Annotated in this window: 17 protein-coding genes; 5 read left to right on the forward strand and 12 right to left on the reverse strand. The window is 59.4% G+C overall.

The window, feature by feature from the left end:
• Positions 1 to 11: 11 nt before the first annotated feature.
• The 7 genes from Enr13x_RS27955 to Enr13x_RS27985 form a co-directional block, all read right to left on the reverse strand.
• Positions 12 to 443, reverse strand: coding sequence for an acyltransferase family protein (locus tag Enr13x_RS27955; RefSeq protein ID WP_145390166.1), 432 nt, complete (start codon positions 441 to 443; stop codon positions 12 to 14).
• A gap of 9 nt (positions 444 to 452) precedes the next feature.
• Positions 453 to 1826, reverse strand: coding sequence for a YybH family protein (locus Enr13x_RS27960; protein WP_145390167.1), 1374 nt, complete (start codon positions 1824 to 1826; stop codon positions 453 to 455).
• Between the two features lie 225 nt (positions 1827 to 2051).
• Entirely contained in the window at positions 2052 to 2750 is a 699-nt protein-coding gene (locus Enr13x_RS27965) for a hypothetical protein (RefSeq protein ID WP_145390168.1), read from the reverse strand.
• 382 nt (positions 2751 to 3132) lie between these two features.
• Positions 3133 to 3690 carry a phosphonate degradation HD-domain oxygenase gene (locus Enr13x_RS27970; RefSeq protein ID WP_145390169.1) on the reverse strand — a complete coding sequence of 186 codons (558 nt, stop codon included), beginning with the start codon at positions 3688 to 3690 and terminating at the stop codon, positions 3133 to 3135.
• Entirely contained in the window at positions 3687 to 4790 is a 1104-nt protein-coding gene (locus Enr13x_RS27975) for a zinc-binding dehydrogenase (RefSeq protein WP_197455400.1), read from the reverse strand. Before Enr13x_RS27975 ends, Enr13x_RS27970 begins: the two co-directional genes overlap by 4 nt.
• 25 nt (positions 4791 to 4815) lie before the next feature.
• On the reverse strand, positions 4816 to 6189 hold the full coding sequence (locus tag Enr13x_RS27980) for a DUF5690 family protein (RefSeq protein WP_145390171.1): 1374 nt from the start codon (positions 6187 to 6189) through the stop codon (positions 4816 to 4818).
• 104 nt (positions 6190 to 6293) lie between these two features.
• Complete coding sequence (locus tag Enr13x_RS27985) at positions 6294 to 7175, reverse strand: inositol oxygenase family protein (protein ID WP_145390172.1); 882 nt, start codon at positions 7173 to 7175, stop codon at positions 6294 to 6296.
• Positions 7176 to 7387: 212 nt separating this feature from the next.
• On the opposite strand from Enr13x_RS27985, the gene Enr13x_RS27990 reads away from it, so the two are divergent.
• Positions 7388 to 8827 carry a hypothetical protein gene (locus Enr13x_RS27990; protein WP_145390173.1) on the forward strand — a complete coding sequence of 480 codons (1440 nt, stop codon included), beginning with the start codon at positions 7388 to 7390 and terminating at the stop codon, positions 8825 to 8827.
• Between the two features lie 539 nt (positions 8828 to 9366).
• On the opposite strand, the gene Enr13x_RS27995 is transcribed toward Enr13x_RS27990, so the two are convergent.
• From Enr13x_RS27995 to Enr13x_RS28015, 5 genes are all read right to left on the reverse strand, one after another.
• On the reverse strand, positions 9367 to 13938 hold the full coding sequence (locus Enr13x_RS27995) for a PVC-type heme-binding CxxCH protein (protein WP_145390174.1): 4572 nt from the start codon (positions 13936 to 13938) through the stop codon (positions 9367 to 9369).
• A gap of 58 nt (positions 13939 to 13996) precedes the next feature.
• On the reverse strand, positions 13997 to 14734 hold the full coding sequence (mnmD, locus tag Enr13x_RS28000; RefSeq protein WP_197455401.1) for a tRNA (5-methylaminomethyl-2-thiouridine)(34)-methyltransferase MnmD: 738 nt from the start codon (positions 14732 to 14734) through the stop codon (positions 13997 to 13999).
• 124 nt (positions 14735 to 14858) lie between these two features.
• Positions 14859 to 15176: a WYL domain-containing protein gene (locus tag Enr13x_RS28005; RefSeq protein ID WP_197455402.1), complete on the reverse strand. Its 318-nt coding sequence runs from the start codon at positions 15174 to 15176 to the stop codon at positions 14859 to 14861.
• Between the two features lie 137 nt (positions 15177 to 15313).
• A complete protein-coding gene (locus Enr13x_RS28010; RefSeq protein WP_145390176.1) occupies positions 15314 to 16612 on the reverse strand; it encodes a DUF1501 domain-containing protein in 1299 nt (432 codons plus the stop codon).
• A gap of 70 nt (positions 16613 to 16682) precedes the next feature.
• A complete protein-coding gene (locus Enr13x_RS28015) occupies positions 16683 to 18590 on the reverse strand; it encodes a DUF1549 and DUF1553 domain-containing protein (RefSeq protein WP_231743825.1) in 1908 nt (635 codons plus the stop codon).
• Positions 18591 to 19236: 646 nt separating this feature from the next.
• Here Enr13x_RS28015 and Enr13x_RS28020 point away from each other — a divergent pair.
• From Enr13x_RS28020 to Enr13x_RS28035, 4 genes are all read left to right on the forward strand, one after another.
• Entirely contained in the window at positions 19237 to 19779 is a 543-nt protein-coding gene (locus tag Enr13x_RS28020; protein ID WP_145390178.1) for a hypothetical protein, read from the forward strand.
• Positions 19780 to 19782: 3 nt separating this feature from the next.
• Entirely contained in the window at positions 19783 to 20763 is a 981-nt protein-coding gene (locus Enr13x_RS28025; RefSeq protein ID WP_145390179.1) for a hypothetical protein, read from the forward strand.
• 87 nt (positions 20764 to 20850) lie between these two features.
• Positions 20851 to 22482: an arylsulfatase gene (locus tag Enr13x_RS28030; protein ID WP_145390180.1), complete on the forward strand. Its 1632-nt coding sequence runs from the start codon at positions 20851 to 20853 to the stop codon at positions 22480 to 22482.
• Between the two features lie 90 nt (positions 22483 to 22572).
• Positions 22573 to 23460 (forward strand): hypothetical protein, encoded by an 888-nt coding sequence (locus Enr13x_RS28035; protein WP_145390181.1) that lies wholly within the window; start codon positions 22573 to 22575, stop codon positions 23458 to 23460.
• Positions 23461 to 23547 lie beyond the last annotated feature (87 nt).

Genomic DNA, 23547 nt, shown 5'->3' on the forward strand with positions numbered 1-23547 from the left:
GAGTTAGTCTCTCAACGATAGCCAAGCGTCACTCTATTGGAACAAACGAACTTCGCAATCGGCCCCAGCTGCAATTGCGAAAAATACATCGCGATCCAGATCGTCAGTGGAAAGTGCAGCAAGTACAGCCAATACGATGAATCTGAAATGTATCGCAGCCTGGCGCTGGGGTGGTGGAAGTAGGTCTGAAAGAACCTCAAGAAGCCAAACACCAGCGTCCACATCGCCAGTGCGTCGATCGCACGATAAACCGCCTTCAATGCGATGATCGATGCCGTGTATCGCACCGGATCCGCAAAGGCCCTCGGAATCAACTCATCGAGCGTCATTCGATTTCGCAAGACGATTTCCAACAGCACCGCCCAGCCGCGAAACGCGTCCAGATCGTGATAGCGGTGCGGAGCATTTGTAGCGACGATCGCCGATTCTGAGTGATGATTCACCACACGGACTCACTGCTTCTTGGTGCGTTTGATCATCATGGGTTTCCCCATCCACGAACCGCGGTACTCCGATTTTCCGCCAGCAAATGTCAGTTGACAGGCGAAGTGGTGAGTCTGGCCGTCTACTGTACTGGTTCCCGTTCCCTTCCAAACACCAGATCCGATGTCTGACCAGCGGATTTCCCACTTTGACCCGTCCGACCGAAAACCATGTTCAACTAATGATTGACTCGCCGCGTCCCATCCGACGATCGCATCGTCAAAGGCGCCAGATTCTGGATTGATTTGTCGATAAACGATCGCGTTGCGGCCCGGTTGCCAAGCGGCGTCAAATTGCTTGACTTTCGTTTCGTCTCCGATCATCACTTTACATTCCCACTGCCCCAGGAGTGTCTCCAAGTCTTCGGCGAGTTGCGATGGCATCGCGATCGACGTTCGGCTTGCAACCGTGGTGATCTCAGGCATCGCTTTGCCGTCCCGAACCCAATCGCGTTTCACCATGACCAACTCGTTGTCACTCTTCCAAGCGAATTCGCGAGTTGCGGTCGCCGGCTGGAATTTCCCGCCCACCGTCCTCTCGGAGTACTCACCCTTGCAGATCCAGTTATCGGGATCGGAGAAATCGAAGGTCGATTTTGACGTGTCGCCGTCCGAAGAAAACGTGTATTCGATCGCCTTTTCTGTCACCGGGTCGTATCCGATCAGTCCGTTCGCGGAGAAGACCACGCCGGTAACAGCATCGGGGCCAGAAAATTCCCATTGAAGGCAGTGCCCGCCTTTGGCCCAACGAACCAAACCTTCGGTTCGAGACGATTTACCCTGGAACGTCGACTGCAGGGACCAACGCCCCGTCAATCGATCGAGTTGTCGATAGACGTCCTCGGGCATCAGACGTTCATCACTGACGGACTTTCCCGTCGACAGAGGTGCCGTCGGGTCCGGCCAACCGCGTTCGTGGACGATTTGCCAATCCCCATCGATTCTGTTGTAGACCGAAGTGTAGTTCCCGGCGGTCACCAGCCCCGCTTGGCGGTGATGGGAGTCTTCCCAACGACCGCTTTCGATGCCCGTGTTCTCATCAATCAACCGAGGTGACCCCACATCGCGTCGAATCGTCGTCTGCACGTTGGGGTTGGCATCAAAGTAGTTCTGCCACTCACGCCTCATGTGCTCGCGCCCGACGCGAGGCATTCCGTTGTGCACGACGTCGCAATCCTTCGAATAGAGCGTGGACAGGGCGTCGGCGTCATGGCCGTTGAAATGTTTCTCGAACGCTTCACTGCGCTGCTGCAATTTCTTCAACGCGTGATCGCCTGGCTGCGCCGAAGCAAAACCGGCCAGGGTTGTCAGAAGAAAAACCAATGCTAGAAATCGCGATGACATAGGTCGGATCCTGCGAAAAGTGGGAAGAGAGGGGTGCCCTTACCCTGCTTCTCGCAGACCATGACCGACACCCGCCATCGGGTGGTCATTTTTGCAGAGTTTTTTTGTCCGCCTCGCGATTGGTCAGCCGGGGAGCGAATTCCAGCCTAGTGGCACTCCCCCGCGACGTCCTGCACCACCTGACACGCGTACACTTCACGCGACTAGAACGCGGTGCGGTTCCCGTTACCGGAGTGTCCCGCCGACGATTTGTTCCCGCAGCGTTCGCAGCTGGGCCAGGCGTTCTTCCAGTTGCGCGATCTGTCGATCGATCGAATCGACGTTCCTCGCTTCGACCGGCATCAGCAGATCGCCACGGTTGGCGTCGGTCTTGCTGATCCGGTGCAGGATCGGGATCACGATCGAGATCGCGGCGACGACGATCGAATGGGCTGCGAGAAATCGCCACAAGAGTTCCGAGTTGATTTCGAAGACGATGACCGCCGCGATCAACAAGGCCAAACCAAAGATGATCTGGGATCCGATGAAGTAGACCCAGCGAAATCGGTTGGCCAGCTTGGCGATCGACAGCAGCGACACATGGATCGTCGCAACACCGATCGAAATCAACACGGTCGTCGTCTTCCAGTAGGCTTCCGAGCCGATTTCGCACCAAATCCCAAACAACAGCAAAACGGTCGTCACCGCCGTCAGCACCAACCCGGACTTGGGCATGGCATTGAATCCCGACGGGGTGCGGGACAGGTCACAAGCCAACCCGCACACGCTGGCCACCGCGATGATCACCGTGGTCAAGATCACGCGGACTTCCAACCACCCCCAGTTCCCCCGCAGCACCAGCACGATCCCCAACAGCGCGCTCAACAGCACGGAACCGATCAACAGGTAAAGAAGCGGCTTTTTGAGACTGCTGGGCGTCGTCATGGGGAGGTTCCTGGGCGATGGGCGCGTACCCGACGCGCTGCGAAATCATGGTCCACTGATCAGGAGAGCCCACGGCGGTCGGGGTCGTGCATCGATTCAACACGAAAACGCAGGAAAACCGAAACCCGGGAGGACTGCGTCGCGCGGGTTGGCCGGCCGAATGAGCGAAGTGAGGGGGAGGTCGAACGGTGAATCGCCACTTTCATTTTAGTGGTCTCCGGCCCTTTCGGCGCACCAAAGGAAGCCTTCTTCTCGCGACACTCGACAGATTCAGAGACGTCCGTGCAACCGATCGGGGGCGTTCGTCGCGATGAGATGGCGTTCAGCGAGAAGTGTCTTATTTTCAACGATTCAAAGAACGCACGACCTCCTCACGGGAGGTTTACTTCCGATCGGTGGACACCAGCTGCTGCGTCAGGAATTCGGCGAATCGATCCAGCGGCGGGGTTTCCAGACCGGCGATTTTGGCTTCATCGTCCCAGCGTCTCAACCGGACGGCGTCCTCGGCAAACGGTTGGACGATAAACTGTTCCGCTTCTTCCGCCGTCATCGGTCCGCCCTGCAAGGCCAGACTGACCCGAGACGGTTCGCTGAGCGCACTCATGTAGTCCGGATCCACGGCACAAAGATACCGTTTCGCTTCAACGTGCATCCGGACCGGTTCGGTGACGGCATCGGAAAACAGCGGACGCAAAAAGTGATCCCCGGATCGCTCGTGATGATCGTCGATCCCCGCATCCGGTGCATCGTCGGGCAGGTCATGCAGCAAATGCCCGATGTCGTGCAACAGGGCTGCGACGATCAACGACGGTTTTGCATCGGCCTGAAGGGCGAGAAACGCCGCTTGCAACGCGTGCTCGCGTTGCGTCACCGGTTCGCCCCCGTATTCCGAATCTCCCTTGCGATCAAACAACTTAATGATCTGTTCGGTTGTTGTCATGGTGTTTGCGGCCTGGGATGCACAGCCCTGGGACGCACCGCGACGCGGATCGGGCGATGCTGGATGGAAAATTCAATCGCGGCGTTGGCCTCTGACAGGTCAAACGTCCGTGCCACCAGTTCGGCGAACGGGTACTTGTGGTGACATCGGCTGATGAAGTCGATCGCGCGACGCAAATCGACCGGCGCGTAGTTGTGGACGCCGACAATGGACATCCACTTGCGAACAATGTTGGTCGGATCCAGCTGCACCGGCCGTGATTCCATCACCGAACCGACCAGGATCACCCGTGCACCGACATCGCCGATTCGACACGCCGTTTCGATCGCGTCGGGCGAACCGGAACATTCCAAGATGACATCGAAGGGGCCGTCAAGTGATCCGATCGAGTCGACCGCAATGGTGTCCGTGGCGCCAAACCGTTTGGCCAGCTCCAGCCGCTGCGGGTCGACGTCGCAAATCGTCACCTGCTTGGCCCCGGACTCCTTGCCCATGGCGACGGCCGTCAATCCCAGCATGCCGGCGCCGAAGATCAAAACGCGTTGATCGGAAACGTCGCCGGCCATCCGATACGCCGCCGCGATGGTGGACGTCGCACAGTTGATCGGACTGGCCACTTCGTCCGGCAACTCAGCCGGCAACCGGGCGATCGTCGTGCCGCGTCGCAGCAAAATGGACTCGGCCAGCCCGCCGCTGAGCGCCTCGCGCCCGGCGGCGACCGAATGGCCGTATTTCACCAAGTGACGACACTTCTGCGGCATGCCCGATCGGCAGCGGTCGCAATCAAAGCAACTGACGCAGACCGACCACGTGACGCGATCGCCGACTTCAAGCGGTTGCCCCTCGACGTCCTGCGGAACGGGTTCGGCGAGTTCGACGATTTCACCGACAACTTCGTGGGCCAAAATCGATGGCGTCGGTTCGATTCGCAACCCTTTTAGGGTGTGAAGATCACTGCCGCAGATCGTGCAGAGCCGGATCCGAACCAGTGCTTCACCGGCCAACAGACTCGGTCGCGGAAACGTTTCCAATGCAAGCGGTTGGCCGGCCCGATGAAAGACCGCCGCTCGGCAAGTCGACGGTTGACTCGACGCTTGCATCGGTGCTGGCGTGGAAGGGCGACGTTCAGGCATTGCCGCCCCCGGCTTCCACGGTTTGCACCGGTTCCGCATGCGCCGCCATCGGATTCCGTTCGCCGTCGACTTCCACGCCGTCGACTTCAATCACGGTGCGGAAATAGCGTAGGGAGAAACACAAGGCGGCGACCGAGACGAAGCTTGAAACCAGCAGAAGCATGCGAAACGACGGCAAGACGGAATCCGGAGACGGGAGCGTCATTCGGATCGACAACACGACGGCGTACCCCAAGTAACCGACGGCGTCGGCAACATACATCAAAAACACGACATTGGCGGGGTGACGGGACGCCGCGACCAGTCGTTCGAAGACGGTGGTGTGAAACGCAACGTAGGGGACATACATGCCCACGCCGCACGAAACCATGAACATGAACGGGGAGATCAGGCCGCCGGACTGCAAGATCGCCGACGCACCGACGATGGCGAACGCACCGCACATCAAGATCGTTACGATTCGAACGGCCGCCATGTTGTGCCGGATCCAAACCGCAAAGGCGTTGAACACCGTGACCAGCAGTGCGACAACAATTTCGGAACGCGCGAAAACCGAAGGCGTTTCGCCGACCCCGAGGTCGCGCCAGATTTCCACCGCGAAATCGTCTCGGACGGTACGAATGACGGTCAACGCCACGTAGACGAAAATCAACAGCGACAACCCCGGCCAATACTCCATCCAAAATCGACTCCGATCCTGCCGCGTCATCGCATCTCTATCGCTGCGATGTCGGCGATCCGTTTGATCCGGAGGCGGTGTAGACTGGAGCAACCAGACCGAAACCAGCAGCGGAACCAGGAAAATTAGCCCGACGAGCATCGGCATCTGAAACTCGCTGACGCCCCAGTCCTGGATGACCCAACGTCCGATCGACTTCACCACACCGGACGAAATGATAAAGCTCGCACACAGCGCCGCCGAAAGCGCCTCGGTCTGTTTCCTGCCTTCCAAGTAGGCCAGGACCAGCCCAAACACCATTCCCAACGGAAAGCCGTTCAAGAACAACAAGGGCGCCTTGAACGTGAGCGGCGCATAGGCAAATCCGACCAGCGCCAATTCCGCCGTCAGGATCAGCCCCACGATGGCGATGGCACGCCGATGACGCGGCATTTCCGAGACGACTCGAATGCCGACGAATTTCGAAATCATGTAGCCGGCCAGTTGCGAAATGACCAGGACCGATTTCAGCCCCATCCCCAACAGTTCCTGACCCTCGTACGTTCCGGCGGTAAAGGGTTTTCGAAACGCGTACATGCAAAAGTACGTGCAGAACGCCGCGACCGCGGCCAGCAACAGTCGCGAACGGGGATTACTGCCGTCGGAAGGAGCGTCTGCCGAGGCGATGTCAGAATCGGTGGAGGGCACGGCAAGAAACTCGGTGGACCGGATTGATCACGTCGATGTCGCGACAACCGCTCGAATAAAAAGGGATACGTCCGGCCCACAGGATACCGTATCGGGATCAACGGTCACCAATCGAGCGTCCCCGGAAGGAACTCATTTATCAGTTCTTCATAGAACGGACGCAAGGCATCCACGTTCGGCCGGCTATCGCTTTTGGTATACAGGTCATACGGGTTGAAAGCCCGCACCCATTTGAACATCCGATGATCGTGATCATTCATCAGATGGTCGTACGCCGATTCTCGGTGGCCGGGATAAAACGAATGGTAACGGATGATCGCCAGTGCTTCGGCGGGCAGCCGATCCTTGACGACCTGGTACAAGTACTCGTCGTGCCCCCACGAAAGGAACACGTTGTCGAGCCCGACGCCGGGCGAATAGACGCCGTACTCGGTGTTGTACCGCTGGTCGGTCGAATCGGGGTTCTCGGCAAAAAATTCCGGAAACACGATCCGCCCAGAGAACCGGCAACCTACCGGAAACGTGTCTCCAACCACCGCCCATTGGGGTTCACCGAACAGGCACAACACCTTGCCGAGATCGTGGATCAACCCCGTCAGGACAAACCAGCGCGGATGGCCGTCGGCGCGAATCGATTCGGCGGTCTGCAACAGATGCTCGATCTGAGAAAGATCCGTGTCGGGATCACTCTCGTCGACCAATTGGTTCAGATACTCCATCGCTTCCCAGACCGTCATCTTGCAATGCCGCAGCGGAAGGAACTGTTCGCGTTTCTGTTGCACAAAATCGTAAGTCTGATACCGGTGGTTCAGCTGATAAAACTCACGGACACCCGGCTTCGTGTCTTCACCATAATTTCGAAACTCGTCGGTCGGCTTGTTCGGTTCGGGATAGCGACGCACCAGATCCGCCTCCCAGTCCTCGAGATCCTCGAGCGGTTTAGCCGGGTCGGTGCGGTGATCGGCGGGGTTGGATGGCACAGACATCTTTGATTGCGAACGGGGGGCGAGAACGTACATGGAATCCGTTTCACGGCGGATTCAAGTTTACACCGAAGCCGAGCGGCGAACACGTGTCGTGCACGTGCGAGAGGCTTCCAGCCTGTCAAATCCGCGTACCTGCCTTGATTTGGACATCATCATCCTCGCGAGTAAGACCGATGGGCCGTTAGAATCGTAGCACCTCAGGGAGAAAAACAATGCGTGAACATGGCGACTACGAATCCTATCGTGGCATCCCACCGCTGGCCGGACTGTGTTCGATGGCGCGTGCGGTCGACGGCGATTGGGATCTGGATCAAAGCTTGCGACGGCTGAAACGACTTCACTACGTCCTGAAACGATTGCACGAGACGTTGACCGCCAAGATCACCGCGGAGCCGATTTACGAACTGAAGACGGCGTTCAGCTACCACGCTTACCTGTGTGCCGAACAGGTGACGTTGATCCGTCGTCGCGTCGGTGAGATGCGCGAGCCGCCGCTGGGGCTGGATGTGATCCCGGATCCGGCGCTCGAGCGTTTGATGGATGAAGTCGTCGCGGCGCCATCGACGCCGGAATTGCTGGCCGGTCTCTACGGCGTCGTCTTGCCCGCGGTGCGACAGGCTTGCCGGCGATTGCAAACCGACGCGCATCCCCTGGCCGACGCGCCGACCGTTCGCGTCGCCAAACTGATCGCGTTTGAACTCGAAGACGTTGTCCGCTTCGGCGCCGAAGCCCTCCGCTGTCTGGACAGCGATTCCCAGCAAGCCGATTCCACGCAAGTCGATCGCGAGCCCTGGATCCGACACTTGGAACAGTGCCTGCAAGCCGCCGGCCAACTCGACGGCGTCGAATCGGCCGACGAAGCGGTCCCCGAACCCTGGCACAGTGCCCAACCCTACCAGTACGACAAAGAACCGCGCCGCGACGAACGCTTTTGCGATTGCTACAACGCCGGCGTCAACCCGGAAGTCTTCTTGTACGACGAACAATTCTCGCCGCAAGACAAGACGCTGATGATGTACTACAAACGGCTTCGCGAAATCGATGTTCCGGAAATGATGGCCAGCATCCTGGTGGAACTGCGCGCAGACGAACCCTGGGAATTCCACATGGAGATGTCACGCCAACTGTGGGACGAAGCCCGTCACGCGATGATGGGCGAAGTCGGCTTTGTGGCGTTGGGAATCGATTGGCGTACGATCCCGATCAATTTCACTTGGTCGCGCAATCTGAATTTGCAACTCGACGCCCGTCAACGCCACGGAGTTTTGTTCTTCATCGAACAGAACCTGATGCCGCGCAACGGAAAACGTTACGAATGGGAAATCGCCAACAAAAGCGGTGATCCACTGTCGGCCCTGTTCCAAGATTTCGATTGGGCCGATGAAGTCTTGCACGCCCAAATCGGCCGCCGTTGGTATGTCCCGAGGTACACGACGCTCAAGGAGGCGCTCGACTATGGCGATGACTGTTGGTCCAAGGTGCTCAGTCATTGGAAATCGTACCGTGACCAAGGCCTGACGCAGCATCGCAATTGGTGGCCCGAACTCTACGCGAAAGCCTGCCAGATCTGGGGCAAAGATCCAGATCCACATGCGTTGGAGTTTCACGCGACGTATGAAGACACGCGGGCCGATTTGGCGAAGTTGGAGTAATTCTCGTGACGACTTAACTCGTTACGAGGCTCCGCCTCGTAACGCACTGCTCGCGAGGCTCCTGCCTCGCTACCGTCGGAGGCGGGAGCCTCCGAAACCCCGCGTTCCCAGGCCGGAGCCTGGGAACGAGTGTCACTCGGAACGACTTAACTCGTTACGAGGCTCCGCCTCGTAACGCACTGACTCGCGAGGCTCCTGCCTCGCTACCGTCGGAGGCGGGAGCCTCCGAAACCTCGCGTTCCCAGGCCGGAGCCCGGGAACGAGTGTCACTCGGAACGACTTAACTCGTTACGAGGCTCCGCCTCGTAACGCACTGACTCGCGAGGCTCCTGCCTCGCTACCGTCGGAGGCGGGAGCCTCCGAAACCTCGCGTTCCCAGGCCGGAGCCCGGGAACGAGTGTCACTCGTAACGACTTAACTCGTTACGAGGCTCCGCCTCGTAACGCACTGCTCGCGAGGCTCCTGCCTCGCTACCGTCGGAGGCGGGAGCCTCCGAAACCCCGCGTTCCCAGGCCGGAGCCCGGGAACGAGTTTGGATGCTACGATCTCCCCAGATCCCTCAACCACGCCACCAGATCGGCGAGTTCTTGTTCGCTGAGCGTTGTTTCCATCCCTTGGGGCATGATCGAAACCGTACTCGGTGAAAGTTCCTCGATCGTGTCGCGCCCGATCACGATCGGATCGCCCGTTTGTTGTTGCAAGTGAATCGAGTCGGCCGTCTCGCGAGTGATCACGCCGGAATAGACCTGACCGGAATCGGTCAACACCGTGTGCGATTCATATTGCCGCACGATACTTGCCGACGGAAAAACGATCGACTCCATTAAATCGTGCACCGACCGGTTGGCTCCGATCGTCGTCAGATCGGGACCGATCGTCCCACCAACCGCTCCCACGCGATGACACGTGGCACATTTCGATCTTTCCGAAGCGAACACCGCTCGACCACGCTCGGGATCGGCGGCTTGCACCAGCGGAATCAAGCGGTCCAGTTTTTGAACGCGTTGATCATCAAGCGATTGCAGCCGATCGAGCAATGCGTTTGCGCGGGGCAACAGTTCAGCGGGGAATCGCTTGATCACGTCGGAGACCTCGGTGGCGGGAAGGCGATCGAAGCTGCGAGCCGTTTCCAGCGCGTCCAACAGGACTTCGGCGACGTCGACCGGAAGCGTTCGACCATAGGGCCGGATCAAGTCTCGCAGTGCGGCCGGGCCGGCAGCCGACAAGTAGGGCGCCAACGTCTGCAACTGATCCGACGTCAACCGAGACGTCGCAATCATCTGCGCCGCCTGGCTGGCTTCGGTGGGCGCGCCGCCGCGGAGCAGTTCCAGCAAAATCGCCAAACGGTCGCCGCTCAGTGATGCCGCGTTGTTTTCCATCGCCGCCAAGGCACTGGCGCGTTTGATCCCCGATTGCGTTTCGTCACGACTGATCGCAACCAATGTTTCATCGAAGGCGTTGGTTCCGATGGCAGTCACCGCGGCGATGGCGAGCCGCGCGGTTTCCGTTCGGTCGGACCGCAAGGCGCGTGTCAACGGTTCCTTCCAACTCGGATGCAGACTCGGGTTGTCGCTACGGCCGATCGCGGTCAACAGCAACTCGCGAGACGGGGCAGGCTCCGCATCGTCGAGTCCGCGCCCGAGCGCCCGCCCGATCTCCGCCGCCACGGGCTCGGTCGCCGCGAAGGCGGAGGCGAGTTCGATGATCAACGACGCGTGGGTCGCCGACGCATCCGGCTGGTCCAACCAGCGACGCATCTGCTCGGCGACCAGCGTTGCCGTCCCGGCGAGTCCCGCGTCTGGATTCTCGCTGAGTTTTGCGGCCCGCGCCCGCCGTGAGAGGATTCCGACCGCTGTCCGTCGCAGATCGACGTCGTCGGTGTTGAGCATCTCGGCGATGGCGTCAGACGAAACGACGACGTCATCGGTTTGATCGAGGACGACGACGCAAACTCGCCGTACACGCGGTGAAGCATGACGCAATCCCATCTGCAACGCATCGAGATCGTTGATTTCGATCAGTGCGTAGGTGATCGCGTGTTCGAGTGATCGATCGAGTTGACGGCCTTCGGCCAGCGCGGCGATCAAGGCGGTAGCGGCATCGGCCTGACCGATACGGCCGAGTGCTTTGGCGGCTTCACGGCGAACCGGCGCCACATCGTCGGCCAAACGTTCGATCAACGCAGAAACCGCGTCGGCGTCGGGGTAGGTGGCGATCGATCGGCAGGCGATTTGACGGACGCTCGGATCGCGATCGTCCAGGGCAGTGCGAATCGCCGCTCGGGCGGCACTTAACGAGCCATCGTTGCCCACGATTCGCGTCAACGCCCAAAGCGCGTTTTGGCGGACCCGGATGTCGCTTTTCATCGATCGCGCCAATGCCGGCACGATCCGCTCGCCCCGCCGCGCACATTCACCGATCGCCCGATCACGCACCCGATAGCGCGTGTCATTGAGATGCTTGATCAACGCGGCGTCGGACAAAGCCTTCCAATCGATCCGCTTGCCCCAGGGATCCACTTGCGTCGTCATGCCATCGCGGCGAATCCGATAGATGCCTCCCAGGACATCGGGTTTTGACATTTGAGATGTCGGGCAACCGCGATAAAACCATCCGCCGGTATCGACAACCAACAAACTGCCGTCGGCGTCTTCGATCACATCGGTGGGATGGAAATCGTCACTCGTCCCTGCCAGCAACTCTTGCTGGGTTGCTTGAAACGTCGATCCATTCCGCTGCAGTTGCACACGAACCACTTTACCGGAATTGAAGAACGTTGCGAGGAATTGATCACGCCATCGATGGTCGATGACGCCGCTGCGGTAACGGGTGATCCCCGAGACGGCGACATGCCCGAAACGATGGATCGGACCGAGCAAATCGCCGGTGACGTTTAATTCCTCCAACACGCGTTCTCGGTGGGGGTAGGCGCCTCCGTAAAGCCAATGCACCAGTGCGTCAACGCGCGGGCGGTTGTAGAGGATATTGACGCTTCCGATCATCTCGCCTTCGTCGGTAAAGTCGACTTCGACCGGATTGTCCATGCCGCCGCCACAGTGAATGCGGACGTCCGAACCATCGGTGCGACAGGAAAACAAATACGAACCGTTGCGTTTGCTGGTGATGTTGCCGTCGTCGTCTTTGAATTCGTGGCCGTGGTACCCGTCGCACCAGTACAAACGCCCGTCGGGTCCGAAAAAGCATCCGTGGATGCTGGCGGCGTTGCCGGTGTAGCCGAACTTCGTCACGATCTTTTCACGGAGATCGGCGACGCCATCCTCGTCGGTGTCTTCCAGTCGCCAAATGTTGGGCGGCGAGGCGACGTACAACGCTCCATCGTGCCACACGCCTCCCATCGGGTACGTCATCTGGTCGGCGAACACCGTCGACCGATCAAAGCGTCCGTCGCCGTCGCTGTCTTCGAGCATGCGGATGGAATTGGGCAACTGTTCCTCAAGCTCGTCCGCGCTCAGGTTGACCCCGGCGTTGTTGCAAATGAACAGTCGCCCCCGATCGTCCAGACAGCCCATCGTGGGATGCGTGACCAAGGGAGGCCCGGCAACGAGTTCTGCCGAAAACCCTTCGGGCAATTTGATCTCCGCCGGTTGAAAGCCGGCCTGCAATGGCGGCGACGGAACCGGTTCGGACTGCGCGAGTTCTTCATCGATTCCGACGAAGAGTCTGGTTTGTGAACCGCCCCCGTTCCACATGTCGTATCGCTCCACCGCGTGGCGATCGAAGAACTCATCGAGCTCACCTTTCAGCTTTGCGGCTGTTGCACGATGCGTCGCGTCGTGGACCAGATTATGAAACTCGTCGGGATCCGATTCCAGGTCATAGAGTTCGTGGGGTCCGTTGGGATGGCGGTGAATGTATTTCCAACGTTCGGTGCGAATGCAACGCAGCCCTTCGAACTCGTAGAAGACCGGTTTTTCAGGCCCCGCCCCATCCGATTCGCCGGTCAGGACGGCGCTGAAATCATGACCGGGCGATGGCGGACTGGAGGGCATTTTGTCCGCCAAATTCAGATACGTCAGCAACGTGGGCATGAAGTCGTAGTTGGTGACCATCCGATCGGATTGGGCGTCGGATCGAATCCCGTCGGGGTGCCGCCAGATCATCGGGATTTGCATCATGCCGTCGCGGGCGGTGACGGGCCGCGTGTGGTCGCCCATACCGAAAAAGCCGCCGTGGCCACCGACCCAGCCTTGGTCGGCAACAAAGACCACGAGGGTGTTGTCATCGAGACCGCAACGTTTCAGCGTTTCCATGACCGTGCCGACGCCGTCATCGATGCCGCTGACTTCCGTTGCAACACGTCGGATGGAAACAGGGTTGTTGTGGTAATCGCGGTTACTGAATTGCCAAGGATGCGTCGGTTCGCGCGGGAACGACGACAGGTCTTTGTCGGCGTAGTAGTCCGCGTGGCGATTGCGACCTTCACGTAGCAGCAAACGACTTAAGGAATAGGGTCCGTTGTAGGAGAGGAACAGAAAGAATGGATCGTCCTGCTGCGACTGTGACTCGATAAAGCGAACGGCGTGCTTGGTCCAGAAATCGGTCAAGTACTCGGGCTCCTTGCGGATCTTTCCGTCTTCGATGATTTGCGCATCGTAAAACGTACTCGTTCCGCCGTGGGGCATGGTGATCCAGTAGTCGTCGAAACCTTCTTGGGGTCGCAGGTTGTCACCGAGGTGCCACTTGCCGACCAATCCGCAGGCATACCCCGAATCGCGCAAAACCTCGGGCAACGACGTCACTTGATCGAGCGTGCAACGAGCATCGGGACCGACTTGCAGACGCCCACCGCCCAGGAAGCAATGCACGCCGTGTTGCGACGGCAACAATCCGGTCAAAAACGTTGCACGGGTCGGCGAGCAAACGGGGTTGGACGCGAACGCGCGGGTGAACAACGTGCCTTCGGATGCCAGACGGTCAATGTTCGGCGTGCGGATGTCGCGATTGCCATAACAGCCCAGTGTCCATGCGCCATGATTGTCCGTCATGATCAGCACGACATTCGGGCGATCACCCGCGACCGACCGCAGCGGCGAGAGTGCTAAAACGAGCAGCAGGATGACGGGCAGGTTTCGCAGTCGCAGGCAGGGCATCGTAACGGACCGTTCTCTGGCAATGGTGGGACCAAGCAACACGCAGAGAGTTTAACAGCTAGACCGGCGACGCGATGATCACTTCGCGTTTTCCGCCCACCGGCCCCGGAACACGCTGGACCTGCCATCCGGCTTGTTCCAATGCGTCTCGAACGGGTCGACTGCAACTGTAGGTGGTCAGTTTGCCGGTGTCACGGATCGACCGACGCATGGATCGAAAACAGTCACTCGTCCAAAGTTCCGGTGCGCTCTCGCAACAAAACGGATCGTAGTAAATCGCATCAAATGGCGACCTCGTCGCGTCACTCCAATCCCGCACATCGGACACTTCAATGACGACCGTTCGACGTGCATCGAACCGCCATCGATACGTTCCCGGCGGAACCTCGTCTGGAAGCGAGCGGCGAAAGTCCAAATAGGCATCAACGAGGTCGGGACGCGCGGTCCAATCGCGAGGCTTCAAGTATTCCAACGTCGCCGCACTGATCCAGTCGGTTTCGATGGCGACATACTCCAGCACCGTGTCTCGGGCGACGGCCGCGTCGAGCGTCATCAACATCGCCATCGACGTTCCCAGGCCGATTTCCAGCACCCGGGTCTGCTTTCGGTCCCGCAGCCGGTCCAGCACACCGCTGTTGCGTAGGTAAACATGCCTGGTTTCCGACGCCGCGCCGCAGCCGCTGTGAAAGGCGTCGTCGCTGCCGGCACGCACCAACGTCAAGCTGCCGTCATCGGTCACCTGGACGATCAAGTCCTGGCGGTCGGTGGGAAACGTTTCGCGGACGGGGATCGGCATGCGGGGAGAAGGCTGTGGGTAAAAAGTGGGATAGGCTTCCAGCCTGTCATCGCGTGGGATAGGCTTCCAGCCTGTCATCCCGGAATCGACAGGCTGGAAGCCTATCCCACTTTTTCGTCGCGTCCTAGGCGATGCAGGCGACGCCGGCGTCGCAAACGGCTGTCGCCGGAACCGCGGGCACGGGCGTTGCCGGTTCGATCGTCTGCATCGGCATCGGCATGATCACTTCGGCGGCCGGGATCAGCCGCACATCTTCACACCGCGACAGGTAGAACTGACGCGGTTCTTCGCGGCACAGACACAGCGCCAAGAAGCGATCGCTGCCGACAAAACGAATCGGGCTGACGATTCGTCGGGTGCGGTTTCCTTTGGAATCGGAATAGACCATTTCGACGACAAAGGTTTCCGAATCGAACATGGCGCGTCGTAGTACGTTTTTCATGGCGTGTCCCCCTGAAGGTTGATTTGCAAACCGGACGCGGCAAATTGGGTCGGCCGAAGCGTCCGTCACGGGCAGTGGTTTGCGTGCGAAAGAAGTATCAGGGGGCGCCGGACACATTCGGTCACGCCAGCATTCAGTCACGCCAGTAGCGCCGCGATCGGATCGCCGTCGCCGCCGATCTTGAAGGGGCGTCCGTTCGGGGCGAATTGCTCTTTCTGCAGCGGCAAACCGGCCGCCGCAGCGATCGTCTTGTTGAAATCGCTGACCGAAACGTGGTCCTTGTCGACCGAAAATCCTTTTTTGTCGCTGGCCCCATAGACTTGGCCGCCCTTGATGCCGGCCCCCATCAACAGCGAACAAAACGCGCCGGGGTGGTGATCACGCCCACCGTTGACGTTAATCGACGGTTTGCGTCCGAATTCGGTCGTCAACACGACCAGGGTTTCATCCAGCAATCCGGTGCGGTGCAAGTCTTTCAGCAGGATTCCCAGCGCGGTGTCCAAGTGTCCGGCTCGATCGTTCAGCCGCGAGTAAATGTCCTGGTGCATGTCCCAGCCGCCGTAGGACACTTCAACATAGCGGGCACCGCCTTGGACCAATCGACGTGCCAGCAGACAGCCTTGCCCCAGCGTGTTGTTCCCATAGGCGTCGCGAACGGCTTGGGGTTCCTGTTTGATATCGAACACTTTCAAGTGATCGCTGCCCATCAGATTGCGGGCTTCATGGTACAGCTGGTTGTAGGCTTCGATTTTCGTGCTACCCCGATGCGAGGTCTGAAAATTGGTGTCAAAGCGTTCGGCCAACATCAACCGCCTGGCGAACAGTTCGTCCGGCAGGTACTTGGGCAGTTTGATGTTTTGAATCCCTGCACTGGGGCTGGCGACGGGAACCGGTGAAAGGGACGGTTCCAAGAATCCCGCACCGGGATGTCGGTTGGCGCTTCCGATCACGTAGTTGCCCGGCAGCTCGCGATTGAGTCGTCCCTGTTCGGCCAACATCCAACCGCCCATCGCCGGGTGCTGGATGCTGTTGATTTTCTTGTAGCTCGTTCGCATCAAATACTGGCCTTTCTCGTGAGCCCCGGTCTCGGTGCTCAGCGATCGAACGACGGCAATCGCGCCGGCCAGATACGCGAGTTTGGGAAAGCGGTCGCCATAGGCGATGCCGGGAACACGGGTCTGAATCGGCTTGGTTTCGCCGGCTTCGGGGACGCCCGTCTTGGGATCGAACGTGTCCAGGTGCGTCATCGCACCTTCCATGAACAGATAGATGATATGCTTCGCTTTTCCCGCCGCGGTGCCGGCCGCCTTGGCTTCGCCGAGTGACGCCATCGCGCCGGAACCGACGGCGCCGCCGAAGGAGACACCGAGGCATTGGTTGGCCACCTTACGCATGAAGTCGCGGCGGCACTCGTTGGTCGTTTCTGGAAGAGGCATATCGATCGCTTTTTCAGACAGGTTGCAGACAGAGAAGGTTTCAAACAGGGACGTATTCAGACAGGATGTTTTATTGCACGAACAAGAATTCGCGCGTGTTCAAGAGCGCCCAGATGATGTTTCCATAACCGACGTTGTCGTTGGGCGTCCGCGACAGTTCCTGGGCGGCCAGCAGTCGGTCTTTTGATACCGGTCGTCGCGCCAACACGCTCATAAAGATCGCATCGATTCGGTCGCGTGTGCTGTCGATCGCCAACACGTCGTCGACGATCGCCGAACCGCGTTCGAGCATCACGTGGGTGATCGGGCCGTTGAACATGGCCAAGATCTGTGGCACCGTCGCTTCTTTTTCCGCCCCGTCAATCGTCTCCCGATCGCTCTGTCCGAATTGACGCAAAAAATGGTCCGCACGTTGGGGCGCCGGCAGCTCGCTGGCCCGGCACAGGATGTTGCCCTGGTAGGCGTGTTTGTTCAATTCACGCTTGTAGGCCGACAGGAAATACGTTTTGGCAAACCGCTCCGATTGGGATTTGGCTTGATCAAAGGTCAGGTTCGCAAAATCGACGTCCAAGTACGGTTTCAATTCTTCGGCACCGGGACGTTGAAACGGCATCGGATTGCGGACCGCCAACGTCAACATCGAATCCCAGACCTGTTCGGCCGTCATGCGGCGAATGGTCGGGCCGGGAAAGTAGTAGGGCTCGCCGCTGGTCAAGGCATAGTCCGAGGCAACACTTTGGTAGGTGCGGGAGTAGAGGATGATGCGAATCAGGTCCTTCAGGTCAAACCCCGATCGCACCAGTTCCTTGCCCAGGTATTCCATCGCCGGCTCGTTCACGCAAGGATGCTCGTCGCGGAAATCGTCGATCGGTTCGACGAACCCGACGCCCATGAAACGCTGCCACAATCGGTTGACGATCATGTTCTGAAATTGTTGGTTGTCCGGGCTGGTCAACCAGGCGGCGAACTGATGGCGTGGCGAAGCGTTCTTTGCTTTGGAAGGAATCTCGCCCCACAAGACCGCCGGCTCGACCACCGATTTGGGCTTGGCGTCGGCGTAGGCATAGTCGTGGGGCAATCGCAGCGTCGCCTTGACCTCCGAAACGCTGTAGCTGTTCGCGCGGATCATCCGTTGGAACGCGCCGGGCACACGCCCCTTGTCGTAGTGTTTCCGAGCTTCGCTGATCATCGCGTTGGCGGGGTTCGTCTTTTCGTATCCCGGATCGCCACGCTTGATGCGTGTCCGTGTCCCGGCCGTCAACGCCGCCAGCTCGTAAAACTGATACTGGCTCCACTGGTCAAAGGGATGATCATGGCATTGGGCACAACCGATTTGGGTGCCCAAAAAAATCCGCACGGTGTTGTCGATGTACGGCAAGGGCATGCCGTCGTCACGCAGCTGGTAACCGGTGGCAGGGTTTTCCCAAACCTTGCCGTCGGCGGTCAGCATCTCGTAGACCCACTCGTCGTACGGCTTGTTCGTCCGGATCGCGTCTTTGACGTACGCCAGAAACGGCTCGGCCACGATGTTGGGCTGGGGACGCTCACGCAGCCGCAACGTGTCGGCCCAAAAATTGTACGTGTGGCTGACGTAATCCGGGCTGCCGAGCAACGTGTCGATCAGCTCGATGCGTTTGTCGGGGTCGTTGGAATCCAGAAAGGCTTGGGCTTCGGCGAGCGTCGGAATTCGTCCCGCAACATCCAGGTAGATCCGCCGCAAAAATACGTCGTCTTCGACGTAGGGATTCGGCGACTGTCCCAGTTCGGTCAGTTTCCCCTCGATCAGCGAATCCAATTGGGCGGCGGCCAGCTCCAGTTCCGTCCGTCGCTCGCGTGACGCCGGTGCGACGTCCATCAGATGCGACGGCCGCGTCCGCACACTTTCGGGAAGCCGGATCTTTGGGGGGGCGGGTTTCTTCTTCGGTTTCGGTTTCTGGGCCGTTGCCAGCACGGGCCAAAGGCTGGAAATTGTGAACATCAGAACCAGCAACGAAATCGGCCGTCGAATTACTGTGGAGTACATCGAGAATCGCGAATGCATGAAAGCCAGACCTAGCCGTGTTTTGAAGAGGAATCCGTCACCCTTGAACGGGCCAAAGGGACAATTTGTACCCCATTTTAGCTCATGGCAGGACGAATCCCCAAAGGATTCACGCCGCCCCGCTGCCGAGGGGCCATGGACACGGCACAGAGCTCCCGCGTCAGACGTCACCCTCCCTGGCAGGGAGGGTCGAGCGGAGCGAGGGGAGGGCTTCCGGCATTGATGCTCCATCGTGGCTAGCAACTCTGGCGTTGCAACAACCCTCCCCTCTCGGAGCGCCTACTCCTCCGCGACCCTTCCGGAGGACGTCGATTGTCTAAGTGGCGGAGTTGATCGTAGCGGAAGTCGTCAAGACCTTCGCAAGCCGCCGGCCCTCTCTGGCGTTTGCTTGCTGCGCAAACGCCGTCTCTCCCAGAGGGAGAGAATCTAAATCGGTTGCCAAGTCCTGCAGCAAAAGTAGCGACGTCCCGAGGGGAGGGTGAATTCGACGCTTGCGACTTGTGTCGACACCAATGCCCAGGCTGGAGGATCGCGAAGAAACGCATCTTTCGAGCGCTCCCCCCGCTGTGCTACAACCGGTGACATGTTGGGAGAAATTAAAGTTGGCCGATGTAGCCGCCAGTGCTACCGCGAAAAGCGACCGCTGAAAGACGGCGAGTGGTACTACAGCGTCGTGCTGCAGAACGACGACGAGGATTACGAGCGCCGCGACTACAGCGCCGAGGGCTGGAAAGGCCCCCCCGAAGGCAGCCTGGGTCATTGGAAATGCCGGATGCCGGTCGCCGGTGAAAAAAAGCTGGTGCTGGCGCCGCGCGCGGTGCTGATCGGCCTGTTGCGTCAGATGGAAGACATGCCCGAACAGGCGAAGACGCGGTACCTGTTGGCGCTGATTCTGCTCCGTCGACGATTCGTCCGCGTCATCACCGGCCCACCGCTCACCGCCGGCGATCCCGACGGGCCGGATTCAGAAACGGCGGGACCGAAGCTGATGCACTTGGAAGTCGTCGAAGATGGTTCGACGATCGACGTGGCGGAGTGCCAGATCGCCAAGCGTGAAGCGGAATCGTTGAGCGAATCGCTGAGCGAGTTGTTGTATTGCGAAGCGAGCGAAATTCAACAGGAATGATCGATGAGACTCATTGACGCAAGGATGCGTGCCCTGACTTGGCTGCTGATGCTCGGCGTCTGCTTCGTCTCCGGCGGTGCCACGTGCGCCCGACGCGACACCACGCTCCAATTGCCGCCCCCGCCACCGGTGCTGCCGCAAACGCCGAACCTGGAACTCGTCGCCGCGGCGGTCAATCGCACCTCGGCGATCCGAGAACTGTCCACCAACACCGCTTCGGTCGATGTCCTCAGCATGCCCGCGCTGCCGAAATTGTCAGCGACGATCAACCTGCGCAAAGAACGCGACTTTCGGCTCAAGGCAAATCTGCCGATCGTGATGGGATCCGGATTGGACATGGGCAGTAACAATTCGCTGTTCTGGTTCGAAGTCCCCGAGGGGATGAGCCGGCTGTTGTACTTCGCCCGTCACGATCAATACCGCCAACAACTCGACCGCGCCGTGCTGCCGGTCGATCCGACCTGGGTGACCGACGCGCTCGGTTTGGTGCAAATCGATCCCGCCCAAGTCCTCCAAGGTCCGGTCATGCGGCCCGATGGAAAGCTGGAAATTCGTTCTGCCCTGCCGATGCCCGCCGGAACGTTCCAACGCGTCTGTTACATCGACGCCGCCGCGGGACACGTGACCGATCAGTTCTTGTACGCTCCGTCGGGCGGTCAGCCGATCGCGGAAAGTCACGCGTCGAATCATCAGTTCTATGTCGAACACAATTGCTCGTTGCCGCACACCGTTCAGTTTTCGCTGACGCCTCGCGTCGGAGAGCCGTTGTCGATGCAGATCGATGTGGGCGTCTACGCGGTCAACCAGATCCTGAGCGGCGACCCGAACTTGTTCGTGATGCCGCAAGGTGCCGCCAACGCGATCGATCTGACCACCCTCGCGCCGGCCAGCGCCGGAGTCGTCGCACCGACCCACTATCAAGTCCCCGCCAGCTACCAAAGCGACACCGCCGGCCCGATGCCCTACCGAGGCCTGGTCCGCTAGCGCCGCACCAAAGCGCGTCCGACACCAACTCAGGCCATTTTGCCTATTCCTCCAAAAAGGTGTCGGACACCTTTTTCAGGTCCTTTGATGCTTCGATCACTCTTTCCGTTACTCGTCTTGTGCTGCGTTGTTGGTCGCGTCACAGCGGCAAACCCGGACGCACCCAACATTCTCTACATCTTGGCGGACGACCTCGGTTACAGCGACCTGGGTTGTTACGGCGGCGAGATCAACACGCCGGTGCTCGATGCGCTGGCCGCCGGGGGCGTGCGACTGTCGCAGTTCTACAACACCGGTCGGTGTTGTCCGTCCCGCGCCAGTTTGCTGACGGGCCAGTATCCCCATCGCGTCGGACTGGGCCACATGACGACCAACGATCTGGGACGCCCGGGGTACCGCGGCGTCGTTTCGGCAAACGCGCAGATCATCCCGCAAGTCCTGGCGTCGGCGGGCTATCGGTCGTTCATGTCGGGGAAGTGGCACCTGGGCACCGATGACCCGACGCGGCATGGATTCGAAGCGTTTTATGGAACGCTGGTCAGTGCGAAACGTTTCTTCGACCCCGACCACTTGATTCATCGCCCGGTCGGCAAGTCGACGAAACGAGACGCAAGCGACGAATTCTACGCGACCGACGCGGTCACCGATCACGCGCTTCAATGCCTCTCGCTGGCCCGCACCACGCCGCAAACACCTTGGTTCGTGTACCTGGCCTACAACGCGCCGCACTTCCCCTTGCATGCGCCCCGCGATGAGATTGCCAAGTATGCCGATCGGTACCAAGACGGCTGGGACGAACTGCGTGCCGAACGTTTAACACGAATGAAAGAACTCGGAATCGTACCCGATGAGACACAATTGAGTGCACGTTCTCATTGGCGCAATTACGGCGAAATCAAAATCGGCGTGAACCCGGCTTGGGAAAGCCTTTCCCGCGACCGCCAACAGGACCTCGCCCGACGGATGGCGATTTACGCGGCGATGATCGATCGCATGGATCAACAGATCGGACGCGTCATCGATGACCTGAAAGACGCCGGCGAACTGGAAAACACGCTGATCGTTTTCACGTCCGACAACGGAGCGTGCTTTGAATGGGATCCCTTCGGGTTCGACATCGTCTCCAGCAATCAGAACATTTTGCATACCGGGGCCATGCTGGATGAGATGGGCGGGCCGGGAACGTTTCACAGCATCGGATCCGGTTGGGCGAACGCCGCCAACACGCCCTGGCGATTGTACAAGCACTTCAATCATGAAGGCGGCATCGCATCGCCGGGGATCGTTCATTGGCCGGCCGGTCTCACGCCCGCTGCGGGATCGATCGTCGACCGCCCGATGCACCTGATCGATCTGCTGCCGACTGCGGTCGCGGTTTCCGGAGCGACGTACGACGGCAGCATGCCCCTGCCAGGCATCGACCTGATCGACCAGATCAACCACTCACCTGCCCACGCCTCCAACACCGAACGCACACTGTTTTTTGAACACCAGGGCAATCGGGCGGTGCGTCGAGGGAAATGGAAACTCGTCGCGCTCGATGACCAGCCTTGGGAACTCTACGATTTCACCGTGGACCGCACCGAAATGAATGACCTGGCTGGCGAACATCCGAAGCTGGTCAAAGAACTCGGTGCGGCGTGGGATCTCTGGGGAGCTGAAAACCAAGTCACTCCGCTGCCGGATGATCTGCGAGTGAACTACCTGAAAGCTGATTGACCCGCGGAATTCGGATTCGGTCCGAAAATGGGTGACATGAGAACGATGAAGGAGCCGTAGGAAGATGGCAGAAAAACGTGGGGCAGAAAAATGAGTCGAAAAATGCCGGGGCTGCGGCTGTCGTTACTGATGCTGGTGTTTGGTGGTGTGTTGGGGATCGGGCAGCGGACGTGTTGCGCCCAGTCGTTCGATCGAACGCCCGACTTGCAGACGCCTGCGGTCAGCGATGGAAATCCGGCGGCGGGAAAACGTGTCAAACAAGTTCATCCGGATTACGCGGGCTCGAACGTCTATCACCTGCTTTATTTGCCGACGGATTGGCAACCGGGCCAGTCCTATCCGGTGATCGTTGAATACGCCGGTAACAAGTACCGGACCAGCCCCGGAACGGTCGAAGGCAGCAATCTCGGATACGGAATCTCCGGCGGCAAGGGTGTCATCTGGGTCTGCATGCCCTACGTGAACAAGACAGAAATGCGAAATCAGGAGACGTGGTGGGGCGATGTCGACGCGACCGTTCGGTATTGCGAGGACACCGTGGCGAGCATCTGTGATGACTTCGGCGGCGACGCGAACAACGTTTTCATCGCCGGTTTTTCCCGCGGAGCAATCGCCTGCAATTTCATCGGTCTGCATGACGACCAAATCGCGTCGCTGTGGCGAGGCTTCATCTGTCACAGCCATTACGATGGCGTCAAGTCATGGCCGTACCCCGACAGCGATCGAGCGTCGGCGGCGGAGCGGTTACGTCGACTTGGTGACCGACCCCAATTCATTAGTCACGAGCAATCGGTCGACGCCACACGACGCTATCTGGCGGACGTGATGCCCGATGGGAACTTCAGCTTTCAACCGCTGGAGGGCTGGGATCATACGGACACTTGGGTGTTGTACGACGTCCCGGAAAGAAAGGCACTGAGGGAGTGGTTTCACGCACAACTGCAGAGCGGTCAATCAATGGGACAGGCTTCCCCATAAGATGGACACTTCTCGCTGAACGCCACCACATTTGATTCAATACGCCCGTTGGACGACGTGGAAAGTGTCATAAAATGCGACATCGAT

It is taken from the genome of Stieleria neptunia (assembly GCF_007754155.1).
Classification (GTDB): Bacteria; Planctomycetota; Planctomycetia; order Pirellulales; family Pirellulaceae; genus Stieleria; species Stieleria neptunia.